At 71.1% G+C, this 22367-nt stretch carries 24 protein-coding genes; 11 read left to right on the top strand and 13 right to left on the bottom strand.

Going from position 1 to position 22367, the window contains the following annotated elements:
• The first annotated feature begins 131 nt into the window (after positions 1-131).
• The 3 genes from ASF39_RS15380 to ASF39_RS15370 all read left to right on the top strand — a co-directional run bounded on the left by ASF39_RS15380 (position 132) and on the right by ASF39_RS15370 (position 4300).
• Positions 132-1286, top strand: coding sequence for a putative zinc-binding peptidase (locus tag ASF39_RS15380; protein WP_055889270.1), 1155 nt, complete (start codon positions 132-134; stop codon positions 1284-1286).
• 127 nt (positions 1287-1413) lie between these two features.
• On the top strand, positions 1414-2652 hold the full coding sequence (locus tag ASF39_RS15375; RefSeq protein ID WP_200938234.1) for a glycosyltransferase: 1239 nt from the start codon (positions 1414-1416) through the stop codon (positions 2650-2652).
• Between the two features lie 121 nt (positions 2653-2773).
• Positions 2774-4300, top strand: coding sequence for an undecaprenyl-phosphate glucose phosphotransferase (locus ASF39_RS15370; RefSeq protein ID WP_056285464.1), 1527 nt, complete (start codon positions 2774-2776; stop codon positions 4298-4300).
• 18 nt (positions 4301-4318) lie between these two features.
• Here ASF39_RS15370 and ASF39_RS15365 read toward each other — a convergent pair whose 3' ends face one another.
• The 10 genes from ASF39_RS15365 to ASF39_RS15320 all read right to left on the bottom strand — a co-directional run bounded on the left by ASF39_RS15365 (position 4319) and on the right by ASF39_RS15320 (position 13818).
• Positions 4319-4678 (bottom strand): hypothetical protein, encoded by a 360-nt coding sequence (locus ASF39_RS15365; protein WP_056285772.1) that lies wholly within the window; start codon positions 4676-4678, stop codon positions 4319-4321.
• 86 nt (positions 4679-4764) lie between these two features.
• The gene (locus tag ASF39_RS15360; protein ID WP_056285770.1) at positions 4765-5172 is read right to left on the bottom strand and encodes an EF-hand domain-containing protein; all 408 of its coding nucleotides are present in this window, start codon (positions 5170-5172) and stop codon (positions 4765-4767) included.
• 372 nt (positions 5173-5544) lie between these two features.
• Complete coding sequence (locus tag ASF39_RS15355) at positions 5545-7986, bottom strand: TonB-dependent receptor (protein WP_055889265.1); 2442 nt, start codon at positions 7984-7986, stop codon at positions 5545-5547.
• A 416-nt stretch (positions 7987-8402) separates the two neighbouring features.
• A complete protein-coding gene (locus ASF39_RS15350) occupies positions 8403-9035 on the bottom strand; it encodes a hypothetical protein (protein ID WP_055889263.1) in 633 nt (210 codons plus the stop codon).
• Positions 9032-9919, bottom strand: a complete 888-nt coding sequence (locus ASF39_RS15345; RefSeq protein WP_055889261.1) for an ABC transporter permease — start codon at positions 9917-9919, stop codon at positions 9032-9034. The genes ASF39_RS15350 and ASF39_RS15345 overlap by 4 nt, the downstream gene beginning before the upstream one ends.
• Positions 9916-10659 carry an ABC transporter ATP-binding protein gene (locus ASF39_RS15340; protein ID WP_055889258.1) on the bottom strand — a complete coding sequence of 248 codons (744 nt, stop codon included), beginning with the start codon at positions 10657-10659 and terminating at the stop codon, positions 9916-9918. The genes ASF39_RS15345 and ASF39_RS15340 overlap by 4 nt, the downstream gene beginning before the upstream one ends.
• Positions 10656-10901, bottom strand: a complete 246-nt coding sequence (locus ASF39_RS15335; protein WP_056285461.1) for a hypothetical protein — start codon at positions 10899-10901, stop codon at positions 10656-10658. Before ASF39_RS15335 ends, ASF39_RS15340 begins: the two co-directional genes overlap by 4 nt.
• 14 nt (positions 10902-10915) lie before the next feature.
• Entirely contained in the window at positions 10916-11374 is a 459-nt protein-coding gene (locus ASF39_RS15330) for a hypothetical protein (RefSeq protein ID WP_056285458.1), read from the bottom strand.
• A gap of 99 nt (positions 11375-11473) precedes the next feature.
• Positions 11474-12475 carry a YVTN family beta-propeller repeat protein gene (locus tag ASF39_RS15325; RefSeq protein ID WP_056285455.1) on the bottom strand — a complete coding sequence of 334 codons (1002 nt, stop codon included), beginning with the start codon at positions 12473-12475 and terminating at the stop codon, positions 11474-11476.
• Positions 12476-12627: 152 nt separating this feature from the next.
• Positions 12628-13818: an ABC transporter substrate-binding protein gene (locus tag ASF39_RS15320; protein ID WP_244472438.1), complete on the bottom strand. Its 1191-nt coding sequence runs from the start codon at positions 13816-13818 to the stop codon at positions 12628-12630.
• A 210-nt stretch (positions 13819-14028) separates the two neighbouring features.
• Here ASF39_RS15320 and ASF39_RS15315 point away from each other — a divergent pair, with 210 nt between their 5' ends.
• From ASF39_RS15315 to ASF39_RS15285, 7 genes are all read left to right on the top strand, one after another.
• Positions 14029-14550 (top strand): DUF3280 domain-containing protein, encoded by a 522-nt coding sequence (locus tag ASF39_RS15315; RefSeq protein ID WP_056285449.1) that lies wholly within the window; start codon positions 14029-14031, stop codon positions 14548-14550.
• A 92-nt stretch (positions 14551-14642) separates the two neighbouring features.
• Positions 14643-15371: a (5-formylfuran-3-yl)methyl phosphate synthase gene (locus ASF39_RS15310; protein ID WP_056285447.1), complete on the top strand. Its 729-nt coding sequence runs from the start codon at positions 14643-14645 to the stop codon at positions 15369-15371.
• On the top strand, positions 15361-15957 hold the full coding sequence (locus ASF39_RS15305; protein WP_056285444.1) for a uridylate kinase: 597 nt from the start codon (positions 15361-15363) through the stop codon (positions 15955-15957). The genes ASF39_RS15310 and ASF39_RS15305 overlap by 11 nt, the downstream gene beginning before the upstream one ends.
• Before the next feature lie 17 nt (positions 15958-15974).
• Positions 15975-17441, top strand: a complete 1467-nt coding sequence (locus tag ASF39_RS15300) for a DUF6513 domain-containing protein (protein WP_056285767.1) — start codon at positions 15975-15977, stop codon at positions 17439-17441.
• Between the two features lie 4 nt (positions 17442-17445).
• Positions 17446-18042, top strand: a complete 597-nt coding sequence (locus tag ASF39_RS15295; RefSeq protein WP_056285443.1) for a DUF447 domain-containing protein — start codon at positions 17446-17448, stop codon at positions 18040-18042.
• A gap of 29 nt (positions 18043-18071) precedes the next feature.
• Positions 18072-18602 carry an SRPBCC family protein gene (locus ASF39_RS15290; RefSeq protein ID WP_056285440.1) on the top strand — a complete coding sequence of 177 codons (531 nt, stop codon included), beginning with the start codon at positions 18072-18074 and terminating at the stop codon, positions 18600-18602.
• Positions 18599-19549 (top strand): YncE family protein, encoded by a 951-nt coding sequence (locus ASF39_RS15285; RefSeq protein WP_056285439.1) that lies wholly within the window; start codon positions 18599-18601, stop codon positions 19547-19549. Before ASF39_RS15290 ends, ASF39_RS15285 begins: the two co-directional genes overlap by 4 nt.
• Positions 19550-19558: 9 nt before the next feature.
• Here the strand turns inward: ASF39_RS15285 and ASF39_RS15280 are convergent, their stop codons facing one another.
• Both ASF39_RS15280 and ASF39_RS15275 read right to left on the bottom strand, forming a co-directional pair.
• The gene (locus ASF39_RS15280) at positions 19559-19759 is read right to left on the bottom strand and encodes a hypothetical protein (RefSeq protein ID WP_055889225.1); all 201 of its coding nucleotides are present in this window, start codon (positions 19757-19759) and stop codon (positions 19559-19561) included.
• The gene (locus ASF39_RS15275; RefSeq protein ID WP_200938233.1) at positions 19756-20853 is read right to left on the bottom strand and encodes a hydantoinase/oxoprolinase family protein; all 1098 of its coding nucleotides are present in this window, start codon (positions 20851-20853) and stop codon (positions 19756-19758) included. The genes ASF39_RS15280 and ASF39_RS15275 overlap by 4 nt, the downstream gene beginning before the upstream one ends.
• A gap of 25 nt (positions 20854-20878) precedes the next feature.
• Here ASF39_RS15275 and ASF39_RS15270 point away from each other — a divergent pair, with 25 nt between their 5' ends.
• Positions 20879-21577, top strand: coding sequence for a HisA/HisF-related TIM barrel protein (locus tag ASF39_RS15270; protein ID WP_056285437.1), 699 nt, complete (start codon positions 20879-20881; stop codon positions 21575-21577).
• 138 nt (positions 21578-21715) lie between these two features.
• Here the strand turns inward: ASF39_RS15270 and fae are convergent, their stop codons facing one another.
• Entirely contained in the window at positions 21716-22228 is a 513-nt protein-coding gene (fae, locus tag ASF39_RS15265) for a formaldehyde-activating enzyme (protein ID WP_055889218.1), read from the bottom strand.
• Between the last annotated feature and the right edge of the window lie 139 nt (positions 22229-22367).

Raw genomic sequence — 22367 nt, 5'->3', positions numbered from 1 at the left:
ATCCCGTGCATCATGCCGTGGCGGGAACCGGGGGGCCGGCAATCCTCTTGGTTCCCGCCGGTGACGCCCGGTGCGAGCCCGCGGCGTGCGCCCGCCGCCCTCACCTGGAGTTCCGCCATCGAGACCCCGTCATGAAGATCTTCCAGTGCCAGGCCTGCGACCAGCCGGTGAGCTTCGAGAGCACCGCCTGCGACAGTTGCCAACGGCGCCTCGGCTACGTCTGCGAAGGGCACAGCGTCTCGGCGCTCGAACCGTCGGGAGACCTCTGGCACGCCTATGCCGACCCGGGCCGCAAGTATCGCTTCTGCGCCAACGCCGAGCACGGCGCCTGCAACTGGCTGGTGCCCGACGACGAGCCGGGGGCGTTCTGCGCCGCCTGCCGCCACAACCGGCTGGTGCCGGACCTGCGCATCGCCTGGAACCTGACCCGCTGGCGCCAGATCGAGGCGGCCAAGCACCGCCTGTTCTACTCGCTGATGCGCCTGCGGCTGCCGCTGATGACCCGTGCCGAGAACCCGGCCTCCGGGCTCGCCTTCGACTTCCTGGTGGACCCCACCGAGAGCTACCGCCTCGGGCCGCCGGTGATGACGGGCCATCTCAACGGCCTCATCACCATGAACATCGCCGAGGCCGACGACGTCGAGCGCGAGCGCCGGCGGATGCTGTTCGGCGAATACTACCGGACCCTGCTCGGCCATTTCCGGCACGAGATCGGCCATTACTTCTGGACGATGCTCGTGCGCCAGGACCCGAGCCTGTGGGATTTTCGCGACCTGTTCGGCGACGAGACCCGGAACTACGCCGCCGCCCTCCAACGCCACCACGCCTACGGGCCGCCCGACGACTGGGCCGAGGGCTACGTCAGCGCCTATGCCACCTGCCACCCGTGGGAGGATTTCGCCGAGACCTTCGCGCATTACCTCCACATCGTCGACACCCTGGAGACCGCCGGCGTGTTCGGCCTGAGCCTGAACCCGCACCTGCGCAACCAGGCGCCCCAGACCGTGCGGATCGAGTTCGACCCGCACCGCAGCCCCGACCTCGACCGGATGATCGAGGCCTGGCTGCCGTTGACCTACGCCATCAATTCGCTCAGCCGCAGCATGGGCCAGCCGGCCCTCTACCCCTTCAAGCTGACGCCGGCCGTGATCGCCAAGCTCTCCTTCGTCCACGACCGGATCTACGCGGCGCAGGGCTACCGGCAGGTCCAGGGCGACGCGGGCACCGACATCCTCAAGGCGGTGATCACCGGGCTGCGCCAGCGGGTGGCGGCGCCCAACATCTGAGCGTCCGCCCGCACGGCGGAACGATCACGGCCGATGCCCGCGGTTCCCTTAACCGGCCCCCCACACTTTCCGGCTAACGCTCGACGCGGCGCGACCTCGTCACGGTTCGGCGCGCAGGAGCCTGCCCGTGGCCGTCCCCTCCCTCGACACCCCGTCCGCGTCGCCCGCCGGCCAGGAGCCGCGCCGGCGCATCCTGCATGTGTTCCGTGCCCCCGTCGGCGGCCTGTTCCGCCACGTCTCCGACCTCGTCCGTCTCCAGGCCGCGGCCGGGCACGACGTCGGGATCGTCTGCGATGCCGGCACCGGCGGCGACCGGGCCGAACGCGCGCTGGCCGACCTGCGCCCGGTTCTCCGCCTCGGCGTCGTGCGCATCCCGATGAGCCGCAATCCGCACGCCGCCGACCTCGCGGCCCTGTGGCGGCTGTCGCGCCATGCCGCCGCCCTCGGGGTGGGCGTGCTGCACGGGCACGGCGCCAAGGGCGGCGCCTATGCCCGGCTCGCCGTCGTGCGGGGCGCCATCCGCGCCTACACGCCCCACGGCGGCAGCTACAACTACCGTCCGGGCAGCCGCCTCCACCGCCTCTACATGGGCGTCGAGCGTGCGCTCGCGGGGCGCACCGACGTGTTCCTGTTCGAGAGCGCCTTCGTCGCCGGCCGGCACCGGGCCTACGTGGGCGAGACCCGCCGCGCCCGGATCGTCTACAACGGCATCGACGCCGCCGAATTCGCCCCCATCGCGAGGGCGCACGACCCGTTCGACCTCGTCTATGTCGGCGAGTTGCGCGAGGCCAAGGGCATCCCGGTCCTCATCGACGCCCTGGCGGCCTTGCGCGCGGCGGGGCGCCCGGTGCGCCTGCTCATGGTCGGATCGGGCCCCGACGCCGATGCGATCGCCGCGGCCGTGGCGCGGCTGGGCCTCGCCGACGCCGTGGTCTACGAGCCGCCCCAGCCGATCCGGGACGCCCTGGCCCGGGGCCGGGTGATGGTGGTGCCCTCGTTCGCGGAATCCCTGCCCTACGTGGTGCTGGAGGCGGCGGCCGCGCGCCAACCCCTGGTCGCCACCGATGTCGGCGGCATTCCCGAGATCTTCGGCGCCGCGGCCCGGGACCTGGTGCCGCCCCGCGACGCCAAGGCCCTCGCCGCGGCCCTCGCCCGTGTCCTCGACGAGGCCCCCGAGGCCCTCGCCGAGCGGGTCGGCCGGCTGGCGACATCGGTGGAGGCCCGGTTCTCGATGCGGCGGATGGGAGCGGGCGTGCTCGCCGGCTACGCCGCCGCCGTGGCGGCCAGGGGCGACCCGGCCCGCTCGGCGGCGATCTTCGCCGACGACCCGCTCGGGTCGGGGGCGGCACCGTTAAGCCTTCCGTGAGGTCGGCCCGCTACGCTCGACCGACGCGCGATCCGGACCGGACGACGGGTCCCGACCCGCGAACGGGGGCGGTCGACGCCCGGCTCCCCCTCCCCGGTCCGATGTGCAAGGTGGCCATCCGATGAGTGCCTTCGACGTCCGCGACCTCCTCAAGGTGGCCGGCGCGCCCGGAGCCCGGGTCGCCGGGTTCGACGTCCCCGCCGCCGCGCCACCGGCCGAGACCACGCGGCCGATGCCCGCCGCGCCGCTCTCCCCCGTCGTCCTGACGGGGACGGTCCGCGTTCTCGAATTCGCGGCGATCGTCGGCTTCGGGGTGGCGGTCCACCTCGTGCAGCCCGACCGGATCGGGCCGCTGGGCCTGCGCTACCTCGCCGCCATCCTCGGCAGCGCGGTCCTGGCCGTGGCGATGATCCAGGTGAGCGGCGGCTATCGCATCGCGGCCTTCCGCAGCGTCCTCAAGGCCGCTCCCCGGCTGTTCGCGGCCTGGTCGCTCGCGTTTCTCGTGGTGGCCGCGGCCCTGGTCTTCGCCAAGGTCGCCGACCAGTACTCGCGGATCTGGCTCGCCACCTTCTACGGGGCAGGCCTCGTCGGCGTGATGGCCGGCCGCATGGTGCTGGCGCGCATCGTCGCCACGCAGATGCGCCAGGGGCGCTTCGACCGCCGCACCGCCATCGTCGGCGGCGGGCCGCTGGCCGAGAACCTGATCCGCGCCCTCGAGGCGCAGGCCGATGCCGGCATCCGCGTCGTCGGGTTCTTCGACGATCGCGCCGACGACCGCGCCGCCACGGTGATCGCCGGCTATCCGAAGCTCGGCACGGTCAGCGATCTCGTCGCCTATGCCCGCTCCACCCGCCTCGACCTCGTGGTCTTTACCCTGCCCATCGCCGCCGAGGAGCGGCTGATGCAGATGCTGACCAAGTTGTGGGTCCTGCCCATCGACATCCGGCTCTCGGCCCAGGCGACGCGGCTGAAGCTGCGCCCGCGCGCCTATTCCTACCTCGGCGACGTCGCCGTCCTCGACGTGTTCGACAAGCCGATCGCCGATTGGGACATCGTGGTGAAGGGCATCTTCGACCGGGTCGTGGGCGTGGCGATGCTCCTCGCCCTCGCTCCCGTGATGATCGGCGTCGCCCTGGCGGTGCGTTTCACCTCGCCCGGCCCGATCCTGTTCCGGCAGAAGCGGCACGGCTTCAACAACGAGATCATCGAGGTCCTGAAGTTCCGCTCGATGTACGTCGACCAGTGCGACTACGCCGCCGCCAAGCAGGTGACGCGCGGCGACCCGCGCGTCACGCCCGTCGGGCGCTTCATCCGCCGCACGTCCCTCGACGAGTTGCCCCAGCTCTTCAACGTGCTCAAGGGCGAGCTCTCCCTCGTCGGGCCGCGCCCGCACGCGATCAACGCGCGGACCGCCAACACCCTCTACGACCAGGTGGTGGACGGCTACTTCGCCCGCCACAAGGTCAAGCCGGGCATCACCGGCTGGGCCCAGGTCAAGGGCTGGCGCGGCGAGACCGATACCGACGACAAGATCCAGCGCCGGGTCGAGCACGACCTGTACTACATCGAGAACTGGTCGGTCCTGTTCGACATCCGGATCATGCTCGAGACGCCGATCTCGCTGTTCACGACGCGCAACGCCTACTGAGGTCCTGGGCGGCGTACGCTACGGCAGGGCGCCGGCCTTCTCCTTGGCCTGGGTCATGGTCGCCTCGCAGCCCTTGACGTCGCCGGCCTTGTCCTGGGCCTTGGCCTGCCGGATGAGGTCGCGCGCCGCCTCGACACCCGAGGCGGTGGGGCGGGCCGCCGGATCGGTCGGCTTGCCGGCCGGGGGAGCGTCCAGCGCCTTGCCGGATGCCGGCGGGGTCGGCCCGCCGGGCGGGACCGTGCCGGTGACGGTGGCCGCCCCGGCGCTGTCGAGACGCTTCTCGATGGTCGCGATCTGGTCGGTGCAGGACGAGGCGAAGGCCGGCGCCGTACCGGACAGGGCGAGAAGACCGGCCGCGAAGCCAAGGGTGAACCGCATGAACACATTCCCGATCGTTGAAAAACAGACAACGCCGGAGGCGACTCCGGCGTTGCTGCGACAGATCGGGCCCTGGGGGGCGGCGGTTACTTCATCAGCTTGAGGACGGCCTTACCGGCCGGCTTGCCGAATTCCTTGGCGTCGAGGGTGCCGTCGCCGTCCGGATCGGCCTTCGAGAAGCGCTTGGCGACGATGGCCAGGTACTCGTTCTTGTCGAGGGTGCCGTCCATGTCCGGATCGGCGGCCTTGAGCTCCTTGGCCGTCAGGCGGCCCTTCAGCTCCTTCTTGTCGAGGGTGCCGTCCTTGTCGGGGTCGAGGGAATCGAACAGGGCGGCGGCGGCGGCCTGCGCCTCCTTGAGATCGACCGTGCCGTCCTTGTCGGGATCGAACATCTCGACGGCCATCTTGCCGGCGGGGGCGGCGACGGCCTGCCCCATCGGCAGGGCGACGAGGATCGCGGAGAACAGCAGGGCGTGACGAAGGTGGGAGGACATCGATCGGGTCTCCAAGGTCATGGACCAGGGAACGGTCGGTCCCCGGTTCTCGTCCGTCGCAAGGGCCGGTCGGCGGGTGCTTCGCCCGCCGGGACCGCGGCGCATCCCGTGGCGACGGTTTTCGGGACGGCTGAGGCGACATAGTGCAAGTCGGCGGCCAAGGGAACGATGCGCAACCCATCCGGGTGACAATACCCGCCGATGTGCGTGTTTTTCCCGGTCCCCGAGGCGGTGTCTCACGCCTGCGAGTCCTGTCCGCCGTCGTTTTCGGCGTGCCCTCATGACAAAGCCCCCGCGGGGGCGACCCGCGGGGGCTTGTATCGGGATGATGCGGGGCCGCTCGGCGCGGCCCCGCGATCGCATCGGGCGGTGCTACCAGAAGATGCGCAGGCCACCGTAGGCGGCGATGGGCGCTCCGGGCGCGAGGCTGCGGTTGGAGCTGGCGTTGGGCAGGGCCAGGATCGGCACCTCGCCCACCGGCGAGAAGGTGCCGAAGGTGGCGTATTTCGCGTTGAGGGCGTTCTCGACGTAGCCGTAGACCTCGATGTTCTGGGCGATCCGGTAGCTGGTGTTGAAGCCGATCACCGCGTAGTCGCCGGTGGTCTTGTTGAGGTTCGAATCGTCGCCCACCAGGAACTTGCCGGTGGCGTAGCGGGCGAGCATGCCGACCTTCCACTCGGGCGTGACGAGGTACTGCACGCCGACCTTGATCTGGTGGGGGGCGACGCCGGGCAGCCTGTCGCCGGGCCGCACGAACACCTGGCGGGCCTCGTCGTTGTCCGGCTGGGCCGGGTTGGGGGTGGCGAAGGGGTTGCCGCCGGAGTTCAGGGTCAGGGGCGTCTGGAAGGTGGCGTCGACGAAGGCGTAGTCGAGGAAGGCGTTCCAGACCGGGGTGGTGTAGGCGATGCCCGCCTCGACGCCCTGGCGGCGGGTCGAGCCGACGTTCTGGAAGAAGGCCCGGCCGATGGTGATGTCGGAGGGGACGAAGGTGATGTCGTCCTCGTTGCGGGCCCGGAACACGCCGGCCTTCCAGCTCACGATGCCGCCGAATTCCGCCGACACCGGGATGCGGCCGCGAAAGCCGGCTTCCACGGTGCGCGACACCACCTGCTTGAGCGGCGGGTCGCCGACGAAGAAGTTGGTGAGCGAGCACGGCGCCAGCGGGTCGGCGCAGGAGAGCTCGGCCGGGGTCGGCGCGCGGTTGGCCTCGACGTAGCCGCCGTAGGCGGTGAGCAGGTCGGGGATGATCTTGTAGGTGGCGCCGATGCCGGGGTTGAAACGCTCGAAGTAATGGTCGCCGTTGAGCGCCGTGCCGATCTGGTCGCGCAGGACGATCTTGGCCATGTTGTAGCGGCCCTGCAGGGTCAGGGTCAGCCGGTCGGTGATGTCGGTGTTGTTCTGGATGTAGATGCCGCCGTAGTCGTTGCTGGAGTGCACGCTCACCGGGGTGATGGCGTTGTCGTCGGAGCGCACCACGATGCCAGGGCCGGCGAAACCGCGGTCGAAGGTCAGGCCGCCCACCGAGTTGTCGGCGGAAAAGCGGGTGCGACCGCCGTCGTAGGAGCCGCCGAGCACGAAGCGGTTGGGCATGTCGAACAGCCGCTCGCGCACCGTGGTCTGGATGGTGGCGCCGAAGTTGTCGGTCTGGGTGCGGGTCTGGTTGAGGAAGGCGTAGGGCCCGCCCTCGTCGAAGCGGTCGGCGAAGAGCGGCAGCGAGGCGAAGTCGGCCGTGCGCACGCTGCTGGCCCGCACCGGGGCGTTCATGCGGTCGCGCAGGAAGAACTGCTGCTCGTTGGCGCCTTCCGAACAGATGAAGTCCGGGTTGGCTTCGCAGTTCTCGAGCTCGGCGGCGTCGCCGTTGGCGGTCTGCTGCGAGAACCGGCCGATGTAGGCGTTGCCCTGCAGGGTGACGGTGGGCGCGATGTCGTAAATGCCCGAGATGCCGATGCGGCCGTACTCGTTGAGGGTCTTGTCGGGGTAGGTGAAGACCTCGTTGCGCTGGAAGGCGAGCAGGTCCACCGGCAGGGTGCCGTTGCCGGTCAGGCTGTTGATGGCGCCCGAGAAGTTGAGGTGGAACTCGCCCTTCTCCGCCTGCACGCCGAGGTCGGCGTAGAACTGGCGCAGCCGCGAGGGCGAGCGCTTGCGCCAGCCGTTCTCGGACAGCGAAGTGCCGGCGATGTAGAGGCCGACGTTGTCCGAGCGCTGGCCGTGCTGGAACGAGACCGAGCCGCGGCCGAACGAGCCGCCGAGCACGTTGAGCTCGGTGCCCTGGTAGGTGAAGCCGTTCTTGAGCAGCACCTGCAGCGAGCCGCCGAGCGCGTTGAGGCCGAAGGCCGGGTTCGAGCCCTCGAGTTCGATGCGGTCCACCGCGATGTCGGGGATCAGGTCCCACTGCACCGTGTCGCCGAACGAGGTGTTGAAGCGCTGGCCGTTGACGTAGACGGCGACCCCCTGCGGGCTGCCGCCCAGCGGCGAGGCCTCGAAGCCGCGATAGGTGATCGTCGGCTGGAAGGGGTTGCCCTGGGCGTTGTTGATGCTGATCGAGCCGACGCGCTCGTCCAGTGCCCGCAGCACGCTCGGTGCGCCGACGCGGTTCACGTCGGCCGAGGTCAGCACGCTGGAATTCTGGGGCAGCTTGTCGCGGTCGATGCCGAGGAGCGCGCCGCTGGCGCTGCGCACGCTCGCCGAGGGGGCCGAGGCGACGACGTCGAGCTCGCCCAGGGTGACCGCCTGCTGGGCGCCCTGAGCGTAGACCACGCTCGGCAGCATCGCCGCCGATACGAGGAGGCTGCTGCGCAGCGTCCGCTTGTTCATTCTCTCGACCCCTGTCCCCGGTTTGGTCCGCCGGTTGTTCCCCGGCGTGTTCGGGTATGTTTCGAGAGGAGTGCGCTTCAACACAATCGGGTGAGCCGCGAATTTCCCCATCTCACCGGAGGTTCGGTCCGGATCGCGATCAAGGGTGTCCAAACGGCAACAGAAATCTCAATGGCCACAACGGGTTCATGCCAATTCGGCATCAAATCCGGGAGGATTCGGCAATGCGCGGCGACACGATTTTGGCCCGGTGTTGCGGATTGGCCCAGGGGCTCCGACCGTGTCGCTACGGGCGGTGCGGCGGTCGAATCGGGTCGGCGGTCGGGCCCAAGCGGCAGCTCGCCGCGGCGACGAAAAAAGGCCCGCCGGGAGGGGTCCGGCGAGCCTTTCGGTGAGAGGGAGCGGGGTCTTGCGATTCAGAGCCGCGCCTGGATCTTGCGGGCGATTTCGCCCAGGCGCTGTTCGAGCAGGGTCGGCACCTCGCAGACGTAGGCCAGCGACTGGCTGCGCTCGGTGAAGATGCGCCGGTCCCAGGCGAACTGGTTCTCGAGCTCGGAGGCTTCCTTGGGGATCTCGCGGGCGTCGGAGGCGCTCGGGCCGTCCTTGGTGGCGCTGATCTTGTCGGCCTCGTCGCGGATGCGCTCGGCCATGCGGCGCTGGCCCTGGGCGTAGCGGGTGATGCCGCCCATGACGCGGGCGCGCTCGCCGTTGACCACCTCGAACACGCCCGCGAACACCCGGGTCAGGCGCTTGGCCTTCTCGTCGCCGGCCTTGGCCGCGAAGTCGTCGAGGAGCGGATCGACCTGGGACAGCTCGGTGCGGCGCGAGGCGATCTTCTGGGCGAGGGCGGCCGCCTCGAAGTCGTCGCCCCACGGGCCGGCCTCGGCGATGTCGGGCCCGGTCCAGACCGTGCCGGGGCTGAGCGTCGTGACCTTGCGCTGCACGCAGGGCCAGTCGGGATCGCTCTTGGGCTGGGCGCCGGCCGGGGCGGCCAGGAGGGCGAGGGAGGCGAGGACCAGGGCGGAACGAACGGGAACGAAACGGATCATGGGGCTTCTCCGGCGGGACCGCCGCGCCGGGCCATGATGCCGCGGCCGGGATCGTAGGCGATGACGGCGAGGGTGAAGACGACGAGGGTGGTGCCGACCACCACGGCGCAGGCCAGCGGATCGAACTGGCCGTAGAGGGCGAACCGCACGAGCTGGACGGCGTGGGTGAAGGGGTTGGCCATGCAGATGGCGTAGAGGGTCTCGGAGGATTCCCGGATGCGCCAGAGCGGGTAGAGCGCCGAGGAGGCGAAGAACATCGGGAAGATCACGAAGTTCATGACGCTCGCGAAGTTCTCCAGCTGCTTGACCATCGAGGACAGCAACAGGCCGATGGCGCCGAGCATCAGCCCGGCGGCGACGAAGGCGGGCAGGGCGGCGAGGTAGCCGATCGCGGGGATGTCGAGCTCCCAGAAATACGCGATGGCGAGGAAGGCGTAGGCCTGCACCACCGACACCGTGACGCCGGCCACGAGCTTGGCCAGCAGCAGCAGCCAGCGCGGATAGGGGCTGGTGAGCAGCACCTTCATCGAGCCGACCTCGCGGTCGTAGACCATCGAGAGCGACGACTGCATGCCGTTGAAGAGCTGGATCATCACCGCGAGCCCGGGCACCACGTAGACCTCGTAGAGCACGTAGGTCTGGTAGGGCGGCTCGATGGAGACGCCGAGCGTGTTGCGGAAGCCCGCCGCGAAGATGAACAGCCACACCAGCGGCCGCACCAGGGCGGAGAAGAACCGCTCCTTCTGGTTGAAGAAGCGCAGCAGCTCCCGGCGCACGATGCCGGACAGGCAGATGAGGTATCCGACCGCATCGAGCCGCCCGAGGTGGGGGACCGGCTTCTCGAGGGGGGTGGCCGAGGCCTGGGGGCCGGGTGGTGTCGTCATGCCGCCTGCCTCGCCGGGTCCGCCACCAGGCGCCGGAACGCCGCCTCCAGGGTCTCGCCCGGACGGGCGATGCTGCCGGCGGTGCCGCGCGCCACGATGCGGCCCTTGTGCAGCACCACCGCGTCGTCGTCCCCCTCGATCTCCTCGAAGATGTGGGTGGCCCACAGCACCGACAGCCCCTCCTCCCGCACGAGGGCGCGCACGATCGCGACGATGTCGGCCCGCGATTCGAGGTCGAGGCCGACGGTGGGCTCGTCGAGGAGCAGGAGCCGCGGCTCGTGGATCAGCGACCGCGCGATCTCGATGCGGCGGGACTGGCCGCCCGAGAGCGTGCGGATCTTGTCGGCCCGCCGGTCGGCGAGCCCGACCCGGTCGAGCAGCACCGCGATCCGCGCCCCGGCCACCCGGCGGGCGATGCCGTGCAGGCTGGCGTGGTAGAACAGGTTCTGCTCGACGGTGAGATCGGTGTCGAGGGTCCGGGCCTGGAACACCACGCCCATCCGGGCCAGCGCCCGGGACGGCTCCCGGTCGAGGCCGTGCCCGAAGATCGCGACCCGGCCGTCCTGGTGGGTGTAGAGCCGGGTGATCACCGAGAACAGGGTGGTCTTGCCGGCGCCGTTGGGGCCGAGCAGCGCCACGAACCGGCCGCGCCCGACCTCCAGGGAGACGTCGGAGAGCGCCGCCCGGCTGCCGAAGCGATGCGTGACGCCGGCGACCGCGAGGGCCGGAGCGTCGCTCATCGCGCCAAAGCCCGCTTGGCGTCGCCCACCGCGTCGAGGCACTCGTCGAACTCGCCCTCGTCGCGCTCGCGCTTGGCCACGCGCAGGGCGGTCGCCAGCTTGGGCCGCGCGGCTTCCGAGGGGGACGCGGCCAGGGCCGCCTCGATCATGGCGATGCCCTCCGAGCACTCGGCCTTGTCGTCGGCGAGGGCGGGCGCGGTGATGAGGGCCAGGACGGCCAGGCCGTGACGGAGGGAACGCATGGAGGAACTCCGGTCTACTTGACGATGAACTTGCCGGTCATGCCCTTGGCCTCCAGGCCGCGGATCGTCCAGGGGTACTCGCCCGGCTTGATCGTCACGAACTCGACCGCGATCTCGCCCGGCTCGTCGAACTCGAAATGGTCGGGCGGGCCGCCGCCGTGGATCTCCAGGTGCTGGATCACGATCTGGTTGAGCCAGATGTGGCGGAAGAACTCGGGCGCGTAGAACTTGTACTCCTGCCGGCCCTTGGCGACGATGCGCAGCCGGTAGGCCTTGCCGGATTCGAGTTCGATCTCCTTGTTCTCGACGACGAAGTCGTTGCCCTCCTCGTTGCCGAGGACGAGGTCGGGCAGGGTCTGGCGCTTCTTCGTGAGGTCGAGGGCGGTGGCCGGGCCCGCTGCCAGGAGGGCCGCCAAGGGGGCCGCCAAAAGGGCCGCCAGCCATAGGCCGGCGAGCCGAAACGTCGCTGTCATCCGTCTTGTCCCTCCCTGAGCGCCGCCTTGTGGCGGTCGCGTTCGGTCATCGTCTTCGCGACCCGCTCCCCTCCCCTGTGGAGAGGAGAAGCGCCTCGGCTAGTTCGGAGAACTCGCGACGCCCCAGGGCAGCAGCCCCACCGCGATGCTCTTCACGACCTTGCCGGCCTCCACGTCGATCACCGAGACGTCGTTGGACGAGCCGTTGGTGGAGAACAGGAGCTTCTGGTCCGGCGTGAAGGCGAGCTGCCAGACGCGCTGGCCCACCGGCAGGTACTTCTCGACCTCGAAGGTCTTGGCGTTGACCACCGCCACCCGGTTGGCCGGCCCCAGCGCCACGAAGGCCTTGGTGCCGTCCTTCGTGATGCGTACGCCCACCGGCTGGATCGCCTCGTCCGTCACGCCGGGGATCTTGAAGGTGATCTTGCGGGTCACCTTGCGCGTCTCCACGTCGATGATGCTGATCGTGCCGCCGACCTCGGCCGAGACCCAGAGCGTCTTGCCGTCCGACGTGAACTCGGCGAACCGGGGCCGGGCGTCCACCAGCACGTTGTCGACGATCTGGTGCGTCGTGGTGTCGATGAAGTGGGCCATGTTGGTGGTCTCGGAGGTGTTCACGAGAATCTTGCCGTCCGGCGAGAGGCCCATGCCCTCCGGCTCGACGCCGACGGGGATCTCCGCCAGCACCTTGTTCTTCTCGATGTCGATCACCGTGACCTGGCTGTCGTCCTCGTTGGCGACGTAGAGCGGGTTGCCGTCGGGACCGAGGATGAACTGCTCCGGGTCGGGCCCCGAGCGCAAGGAGCGCAGGGTCTTGCCGGTGGCGGTGTCGAGCACGTCGACGCGGTCGTCGTCCGAGGCGCAGACGAACAATTCCTTGCCGTCCTTGCTCACGGTGACGCCGCGCGGGCGGCGACCCGTCTTCCAGGTCCCGGTGACGGTCAGAGTCGTCGTGTCGATGACGCTGACCGAGTTGCCCTTCTCGTTGGTGACGTAGACGGTGTAGGCCGCGGCTGGGGCAGCCGTGCCCAGCAGCGCCCCGGCGAGGGCGGCGAGCCCGAACCCGGCCTTCACGTCCATGCGGGCCTTCTTACGGCTCATCCGTGTCTCCCTGTCCCTGCGCGCGGCGCGCTCGTGTCGCGTCCGTCGTTTGAGGTTCCCGGTGCTGGTTGTAGGGCAGTTCGGCCTCCGAGACAGGCCCGGACCGCATCCGCATCGCCGCAGCCGGGCCGGTCGGCGGAGCCTGCCGCCCGTCAGCGCAGCTTGCAGGTCGTCTCCGGCTGGTCGACGCCCAGCGTGTCCAGCGGCGTGCGCTGGTGGATGAAGCCCTGCTCGGGCGCCACCGTCACCATCGCCTTGGCCTGCGCCACCACGATCGGTTGGCGCAGCTGGTGGTCCCACGGGCGGTAGCTCAACGACACACCCTTGTAGGCCGGCAGGCCGAAGGCGGGGTCGGCGAAATACGGCACCAGCACCGCCGGATCGGCGGTCTTCTTCTGGGTCGCCGCCTCGCCGACCGTGCGGACCGCCGCCCAGGCCTGGTAGTCGAGGGGGCGCATCAGCCGGCCGGCCTGACGCCGGAACCGGTTCTGCGCCTGGGCCGCCCCCCAGGTCTCCAGCGTCGGGTGCCAAGTGGTGGCGATCAGCCCCTGCGTGCCCGCCACGGGGCGCGGGTCCACCGTGCGGAACGGGACGTAGTCGCCCCAGTCGTTCGCCTCGTCGGCGACCACCGCGAGGTCGTAGTCGAGGCCGCGGGTGAACACCATCGCCTCGGCGCGGGTCGGCGTGTCGCCGCGCGCCCGCGCCAGTGGGCCGAAGGTCCAGGGTTTCTCGGAGTTGATCTTGAGCGAGAACTTTTTCGCCGATTTCCGGAACGCGTCGGCATAGAGCCCGTCGGCCTCGTTGGGGCCGACGATGAGGAACATCTTGCGCCAGCGCATCAGCGTGAAGAACTGCGCCAGGGCGTCGGTCTGCATCGCCCGGCTCGGCACCACGTGGAAGACGTTGGCGCGGCACTCGGCCCCCCGCAGGGCGTCGTCGGGGGCGGCGGTGTTGAAGACCGTGACGCCCTCGCCCTTCACCGCGTCGGCGACCGCCAGCACCTCCGCCGCCGGCAGGGCGAGGACGAGATAGCGGATGCCGCGCGAGGCCAGGTCCCTGGCCGCCGCCACGGCCGCGTCCCGCCCCTGCTCGGGCGTCAGGGCGACCTCGTCGAGGGCGTAGGTCTGCTTGGTGAAGCGGCCGGTGGTGTTGTTGTCGCGCACCGCCATGCGGGCGCCGGCGACCCCCTCGTCGTCGGGCACGGCCTCGGCGTCGTAGGAGGACGGCGCCGGCTGCGGCCGGTAGATCAGGCCGATGTGGGTATCGCCGGGCGCCGCCGCGGGCGACGCGGCGCCCTGCCCCTTGCTCTCCTGAGCCGACGTCTCCTGGGCTGCCACCGGCATGGGGACGAGCCCCGCCGAGGCTGCGGCGATGGCGAGGGCGAGGAGGGACCGGGATGAAGCGTGCATGCGGCCGGCACGCTAACAACATTGCGGGTTCGCGCTCAACGCCGGATGCATAAGGAAACGCTAAGGAGCCGCCGTCGCCGTTGCCCGGCGCCCGCCGGGTGCTATCTGAGAAACGGCCGGCACCGATGAGAGGCTAGAGATCGCATGACCGTCGTCTTTAAGTCCCTCGCGGGCGCCCTCGCCCTCGCCCTCGGCCTGATGCTGCCGGGCGTCGCCTCGGCCGCCCCCGACAAGGTCGCGATCTTCGGGATCGAGCTCAACGATCCGGCCGTGGTCGGCGGCCGCAAGGCCCGGCCCGACGAGGTCCGCCGCCTCGGGCTCGTCACCGAGGAACTGCGCAAGGCGCTCACCGCCACCCTGGAGCCGGTGGACGTGGCGCCGCAGGCGACCGAGATCACGAAGCAGGCGCCGCTGTTCAAGTGCGAGGGCTGCGCCGCGACGATCGCCAAGGCCCTGGGCGCCGATCTCGCCGTCACCGGCTACGTCGACAAGGGCTCCAACCAGATCTTCAACCTCAACGTCGCCATCTCGGACGCCGCCACCGGCAAGGTGCTGCGCGCCGGCCAGGCGGTGATCCGCGCCGACACCGACGACACCTGGGCCCACGCCATGCGCTGGATCGTCAAGAACCGCCTCCTGGCCGAGCCGTTGCCGAACCGCTCGTGAACGGCGTCGTCCCGGCCCGCGCTCGCTCGTCGCCGGTCGCCCCGAACCGACCGCATTGATCATTCGGCGCGCGTATGACACCCCACGGCCCCATGACCCGGCCCGAGCCCCATCTGTCCGTCCGAGCGGCCCCGCGCCTCCTCGTGAGCGTGCGCGACGCCGCCGAGGCGGAGGTCGCCCGTGCGGCGGGAGCCGACCTCGTCGACGCCAAGGATCCCGCCCGCGGGGCGCTGGGCGCCCTCGACCCGGCCCTGGTCCGTGCCATGGTGGCCCGCATCGGGGACCGCGCGACCACCAGCGCCGTGGCCGGCGAGCCGCGGGAGGCGGGCGACCTCGTCGCCAAGGTCGCCGCCATGGCCGCGACGGGGGTCGACTACGTCAAGGTCGCGCTTCCTCCCGGCCTGCGCTCCGGCCGCGACGCGCTTCGCGATGCGGCGGATGCGGCGCGCGGCCGCCTCATCGCCGTGCTGTTCGCCGAGGACGGGCTCGACCTCGCCGTTTTGCCGACCCTGGCCGACGCCGGGTTCGTCGGCGCGATGATCGATACGAACACCAAGGACGGGCGCCGCCTCACCGACCGCATCGCCGTGCCGGCTCTATCCGCCTTCACCGCCGCCTGCCGGGCGGAGGGGCTGGTCTCGGGGCTGGCGGGCTCCCTGGCGCTCGCCGACATCCCGGCCCTGTCGGACCTCGGCGCCGGTTACCTCGGCTTTCGCGGCGGCCTCTGCCGGGGCGGCGACCGCCGGGGCGACCTCGATCCGGCTCGCATCGCCGAGGCCGCCCGGCTCCTGCGCGCCGGAGGCCGCCGCGATGCCGCCTGAGGCGACGCCTTTGAGCGTGGTGAAGGTCGGCGGCAGCCTGCTCGCCGATCCTGCCCGCCTCGCCCGCCTGCTGTCGGACCTCGCCGAAGGGCGCGAGGGAGCCGTCGTCGTCGTGCCCGGCGGCGGCGGCTTCGCGGATGCCGTGCGCGCGGCGCAGGCCATCGCGCGCTTCGACGACGGCGAGGCCCACCGCCGCGCCCTCGACGCCATGGGCCGCATGGCGGCGTGTTTCATCGGGATCGAGCCGAGGCTGAGGATCGCGAAAACCCTCGCCGCGTGCCGGAGCCTGTCCGAGGCCGGCGCCACCCCGGTATGGGACCCGGTGATGCTGCGGGCCGGGCACCCCGACATCGCCGAATCCTGGGCCGTCACGTCCGACAGCCTCGCCCTGTGGCTGGCGGGCGAGATCGGGGCGCGGGCCTGCATCCTCGAGAAGTCCGCCGCCGTGCCGGCCGGCGCCGGTCCGGCCGAACTCGCCGCGACCGGTCTCGTCGACGCCGCCTTCCCCGACTTCGCCCGGCGCTTTGCCGGCCGCATCGTGGTCCGCGGCCCGGGCTGCGCCGCGCCGGACCGGGCCGCCGCATGAGCGCCGCAGGCAAGAGCATGAGCGCCCCCGAACACCTCGTCTTCATCACCGGCAAGATGGCGCGGGCCCGGCTGGAGAAGGTCGCCGCCACCCTGCCGGCCGACCGGTTCGCCTGGAGCATCGCCGATGCCGGGGTGAAGGTCGCCGCGCTGATGACCGAGGAGATCATCCGCCGCCGGGTGACGATGCCCGAGGGCGCCACCCGCATCGTCCTGCCCGGCCGCTGCCGTGCCGACCCCGAGGCCCTGAGCCGGCATTTCGGCCTGCCGGTGGAACGCGGCCCCGACGAGGTGGTGGACCTGCCCGCCCACCTCGGGCTCGCCGGCCGCACCATCGACCTCTCGAAACACGACCTGCGCATCTTCTCCGAGATCGTCGATTCCTCGAAGATGACGCCCGAGCAGATCCTGGCCAAGGGCCTCGACCTCGCCCGGCGCGGGGCCGACGTGATCGACCTCGGCGGCCTGCCCGACACCGACTTCCCCCATCTCGAGGAGAGCGTGCGCCTGCTCAAGGGCGCCGGGCTCAAGGTCAGCGTCGATTCGTTCTCCCTCGACGAACTGACCCGCGGCGCCAGGGCCGGGGCCGACTTCCTCCTCAGCCTCAACGAGGAGACGCTCGATCTCGCCTTCGAGACCGACGCGGTGCCGGTGCTGGTGCCGATGCGGCCCGACGACCTGCCCTCCCTCGACCGGGCGATCGAGCGGATGGAGAAGGCCGGGCGCCCCTACATGGCCGACCCGATCCTGGAGCCGATCCACTTCGGTTTCGTCGAATCGATCACCCGCTACCACGAGATCCGCAGGCGCTGGCCGGGCATCGAGATGATGATGGGCACCGGCAACCTCACCGAGCTCACCGAGGCCGACAGCCTCGGCGTCACCGCGCTGCTGGTGGGGATGTGCTCGGAGCTGACCGTGCGCAACGTGCTCATCGTGCAGGTTTCCAACCACACCCGGCGCACGGTGGAGGAGCACGACGCCGCCCGACGGGTGATGTTCGCCGCCAAGGGCGACGCGGCCCTGCCCAAGGGCTACGGCCGGGAGCTTCTGGCACTTCACGACAAGCGCCCCTTCGTGCAGACCTCGGACGAGATCGCGGCGCAGGCGGCCGAGGTGCGCGACCCCAACTACCGCATCGCGGTGGCCGAGGACGGCGTCCACGTCTACAACCGCTCCGTTCACGAGGTCGGCACCGACGCGATGGCGTTCTTCCCTCATCTCGACGTCGCCACCGACGGAGGCCACGCCTTCTATCTCGGCGGCGAACTGACCAAGGCCGAGACCGCCTGGCGGCTCGGCAAGCGCTACGTGCAGGACGAGCCCCTGCGCTGGGGGGCCGCCGCCGATCCGGTCGCCGAGGACACCACCGCGTTCAAGGCCGCCGGGCCGACGCGGGGCACCGGCTCTCCCTCCGCGGCGGAACCCGCCGCCGAGGCCGGGCGTATCGTCTGCGGCAAGCTCGTGCCGGCCGGGGAGCGTTGAGTCGGTGCCCTTGATCCTGGAAACCGTGGTGACGACGCGCTCGGCCGAGGGCGACGTCCATCTCGTGCCGTTCGGCCTGATCGAGGACGGCGGGGAGTGGATCCTCGCCCCGTTCCGGCCCTCGCCCACCATCCTCAACCTCGAGGCCAACCCGGTGTTCGCCGCCTCGAGCCCGCGCGACATCCGGGTGATCGCCGGCGCCGTCACCGGCCGGCGCGAGTGGGCCACCCTGCCCTGCGCGGTCATTCCCGGCGTGCGCCTGGCCGAGAGCTTCGGCCATGCCGAGTTCGAGGTGGTGGCGGTGGAGGAGAACGAGACCCGCCCGCGCTACCGCGGCCGCATGGTCCATCGGGAGAGCCACACCCCGTTCATCGGCTACAACCGGGCACAGGGCGCGGTGCTGGAGGCGGCGATCCTCTCGACGCGCCTGACCATGCTGGAGCCCGAGAAGATCCTGACGGAGATGGCCTACCACGCCATCGCGATATCCAAGACCGCCGGGCCTGCCGAGCGCGAGGCCTGGAGCTGGATCGAGGACAAGGTCGCCGCCGCCCTCGGGCGCGACGGTCCCGTCCTCGCACAACCCGACGCCGCCGGCTGAACCGCGGCTCGTCCAAGGAGAACGAACACATGAAAGTCATGACGCTGGCCGCCGTGGCGGCGCTCGCCACGGTGTCCTTCGCGGCGCAGGCCCACGGCCCGACCCGCCAGAAGGTTTCGGACTCGATCGAGATCGCCGCCCCCGCCGACAAGGTCTGGGCCGTCGTCGGCGAGTTCCAGGACGCGAGCTGGATCCCGGTGGTCGAGAAGACCGAGGGCAAGGGCGGCAACGACGCCAAGGCCACCCGCGTGCTGACGCTCAAGGGCGGCGCCACCGTCGAGGAGGAGCTCAACAAGCGCGACGCCGACAAGAAGACCCTCTCCTACCGGATCACCAAGGTCGACGTGAAGACCCTGCCGGTGAACGACTATTCCTCCACGATCGAGGTCGAGGGCGACGGCGCCAAGACCAAGGTCACCTGGAAGGGGGCGTTCTACCGGGGCTACATGAACAACGATCCCCCGGCCGACCTCAACGACGAGGCCTCAAAGAAGGCGGTCCTCGGCCTCTACAAGGCCGGCCTCGAGAACCTGAAGACGAAGGTCGAGAAGGGCTCGTGAGCCGTCCGCGCCTCGTCGCGGCCTGCCTCGTCGCGTTGATCGCGACGGCTCCCGCCGCGTTGGCGGCGCAGGCCGTGGTGACGGTGCAGGGCGCCAATGCCGTCGAGATCGTCGATCTCGACGGCGGCGCCGTCGTCGCCACGATCCCGGTGGCGGGCTCGCCCGCCGGGGTCGCCCTGTCCCCCGACAGGGCCACCGCCTACGTCACCCGGCCCGACGGGCCGGGGCTGGCGGTGATCGACCTCGCCACCCGCCGGGTCATCGGCCTCGTCCCCCTCCCCGGCGGGCCGCTGGGCATCGCCGTCGACCCGGTCTCCGGAGCGGTCTACGTGGCCGATTGGTACGCCGCTCGCGTCTTCGTCCTGGTGCCGAGGGACGGCACCCTCGCCCCCGACGGCGAGATCGCGGTGGGCGCCTCGCCCTCGGGCCTCGCCGTGACGCCGGACGGTGCCACGCTGCTCGTTGCCAACCGCGAGGACGATTCCGTCTCCATCGTCGCCCTCGCCACCCGGCGCGAGACGGCACGCGTCAAGGTCGGCCACCACCCCTTCGGCCTCACCCTCGATGCGACCGGCGCGCGCGCCTACACCGCCAACGTCACCGGCAACGACGTGTCGGTGATCGACGTCGCCGCCGCCCGCGAGGTCGGCCGTGCCGCCACGGGCGAGCGGCCCTACGTGGTGGCGCTGGCCGGGGGGCGCGGCTTCGTCACCGACCAGTACGGGAACACCGTGACGGTGTTCGACCTCGCCACCCTGAAGACCCTCAAGACCATCGACGTCGGCGACCATCCCGAAGGCATCGCCGCCACCAGGGACGGGCGCCGGCTCTATGTCGCCAATTGGGGCGACAACACGCTGAGCGTGATCGACGCCGGCACGCTCGCCGTGACCGGGGAGATCAAGATGTCGGACGGGCCGAGGGCGTTCGGGGATTTCTTGCGCTAGCCCCTGGCCTCACGCCGCCTCCGGCGGCTCGCCGGTCCCCTCGTCGGCCGGCGAGTTGAGGATATCCTCCAATTCGTCGATCAGCCGGTCGACCTGATCGGGCGTCGCCAGCAGCTTGAGGGTCTGGCCACCCTGGGTTGCGATGGCGAGCTCGATGTCGGCGCCCGAGCGCGCGGCGAGGATGCGGGCGAGTTTCTGGGCGTGGCTCATGAGGGGCTCCGGTCGGATGGGGGCGAGGTCGGGCCCGGCGCTACCTCGGCGAGCAGGGCCACCGCCACGGCCGGGCCGCAGGTGGAGGCCCATTCCGCCCCCTCCCCGCTGGGAAGCCGAGGGGCGATCAGGTCGGTGAAGGCGATGCCGGCGCGGCCGAGGCGCCGGGCCAGGCGCTCGGCCAGGAAGCGGCCGGCGCCGCAGACCACGAAGGGCGCGTCGCCGGGCATGTCGGGGTGCGACAGCAGCCGGGCGGCCGCGTCGTGGACGAGGCGCAGCTGCGCCTCCGCCACATGGTCGGCGAGCGCGCGCCAGTCCGCCGTGCCGCCCTCGCCGTGGTCGCGTCCGATCATCCGGGCGAGCCGGGTCTCGCTCTCGGGGACGGACTTGCCCTTGAGGTCGGCGCTGTCCTGCTGGTCGGCCCCGGCGGGGAGGTCGCCGGTGATCCGGTAGACGTCCGCCGTGGTGGCGAAGACTTCCGCCATCAGCGCCGTGCGCCGGCCCCGGAACGGAACGTGGCGGCACAGGGCCAGCACCGGCGTGCGCACCACCCCGGTGTAGACGAGTTCGCCCGTCTCCAGCCGCTCGGCGTCGCTGTAGCCGGTGGCCGCCGGCAGCCCGTCGCGGATCGGGATCAGGTCGGCGGTGGTCGAGCCGATGTCGACGAGGAGGCCCGCGCGAACGCCCTGCCCGGCCAGGGCCGCGGTGGCGTGCCAATTGGCCGAGGCGATGTCGGCGGCCGCTCGGCGCGCGGCTTCGGGCGCGACGAGGCCGGCGCGTCCGCCGTAGATCGCCACCGATCCGCGCAGGGTCCGCGCGGCCCACTCCGCGATCTGCCCGACGCCGTCGGTCCGGTCCGAAAAGCAGTCGGTGAGTTCGCCGGTCATGGTGACGGCGTGGCGGGCCTGTCCGCGAAAGACCTCCGGCAGCAGGCCGAGGGCGTCGTCGATGGCGCCGACCCCCTCCCACAGCCGGCACGGCGCCTGGACCACCTCCACCACCCGGCCGTCCCGCACCAGGGCCGCCTTGACATGGACCCCCCCGAGATCCCAGCCGATCACCGGCGACGTCGAGGGCAGGGCTGGATCTGTCACGGCGGTGGCTCGACGGAGGAAACGGATGGGCGACGCGTTCGAGGTGATCCCGGTGATCGACCTGCGCCACGGGCTGGTGGTGCGGGCGCGGGCCGGGATGCGCGACTCCTATGCCCCGATCGTGACGCCCTTGGCAAAGGGGTCCGCCCCCGCCGACGTCGCTCGCGGGCTGATCGGGGCGACCGGTGCCGCGACCCTCTACGTCGCCGACCTCGATGCGATCGTGGAGGGCGCAAGCCCGGATCTGGCGAGCCTGCGCCGGATCGCGGCGGCCTGCCCGGGGGTGACGCTGTGGGTCGATGCGGGATTTCGCGATCGTGATTCCGCCGATGCATTCCTGAGTGAAGAGCTCGGCCGGCCGGTGATCGGCAGCGAGAGCCAGACGGATGCGGCCCTGGTACGGGCGCTCGGCGACCGGGCGGTGTTCTCCCTCGATACCCGCGGCGGGCAGGCCCTGGGGCCGGCGTGCCTCCACGCCGATGCACAGGCCTGGCCGGGCGAGGTGATCGTGATGACCCTGGCCAGCATCGGCACCGGGGCGGGGCCGGACATGGCGCGGCTCGCGGGCCTCGCGGCGGCCCATCCCGGCCGGCGCTTCTACGCGGCGGGCGGCGTGCGCGGGCCGGAGGACCTCGCGGCGCTGGCGGCGATCGGGGTCGCCGGGGCCCTGGTCGCCTCGGCGATCCACGACGGACGCCTCGGCCGCGGTGCGGTCACGGGGTGACGGGGCCGCCAAAAAGAATGGGGCGGCCGAAGCCGCCCCACGCAAAGAAGTTCATCGTCCGAGGAAGATGGAAGCCAGTCGCTGGAGCAGGCCCCGCGGTACGGGCGGAGGCTCGCTCTGCCCAGGACTGCCCCCAATCTAAGCGTTCGCGGCGAAGGGGTGCGAGGCCGAGTTGCGCTGCTCGGTGACGACGGCCGCGGTGGGCTCGCCCTTCACGGCGCGCTCGATCGAGAGCTTGACGGCGTCGTAGTTGTACTTCTGGATCTTGGCGTCGTCGGCCGCTTCCCAGTGGATGAACACGCCGACCAGGATGAACAGGTCGTCGGCTTCGTCGGCCGGGATGGTGCCTTCGGCAACCGCGTCCTGGACGGCCTTGGCGACGCCGTGCTGAGCAGGGCCGAACATCTGGACGGCCTGACGGGCGTCGTTGATGGTGACCTTGTTGAACATCAGGGTGTTGGGCTTGCAGGGTAGGTTCGGCGCGATGACCGCGAGCAGGCTGGTGAAGCCGTGCTTGTTGTTCACGAGGCCGTTGCAGAAGGCGGTCTCGGCAGGCGAACCGCGCGGTCCGATGATGAGATCGATGTGGGCGACCTCGTTGCCGTCGCCGACGAGAGCCTCGCCGACCATAACCTTGGTGATTTTCGCCATGTGGGGTTTCTCCCGGTAGTCTTGAAAGACGCGGCCGCATCCGGAGTCGGACGCGGCCCAAAGCCATCCTTGTTCACGGCGTCCAGCCCCGTTCGGGCCGGACCGGTTTGCCCGGATCGCGGCGCGGACCCTACTCTGG

This window comes from Methylobacterium sp. Leaf108 (assembly GCF_001423265.1).
Classification (GTDB): domain Bacteria; phylum Pseudomonadota; class Alphaproteobacteria; order Rhizobiales; family Beijerinckiaceae; genus Methylobacterium.
This window is presented reverse-complemented; position numbering and strand designations above follow the sequence as displayed.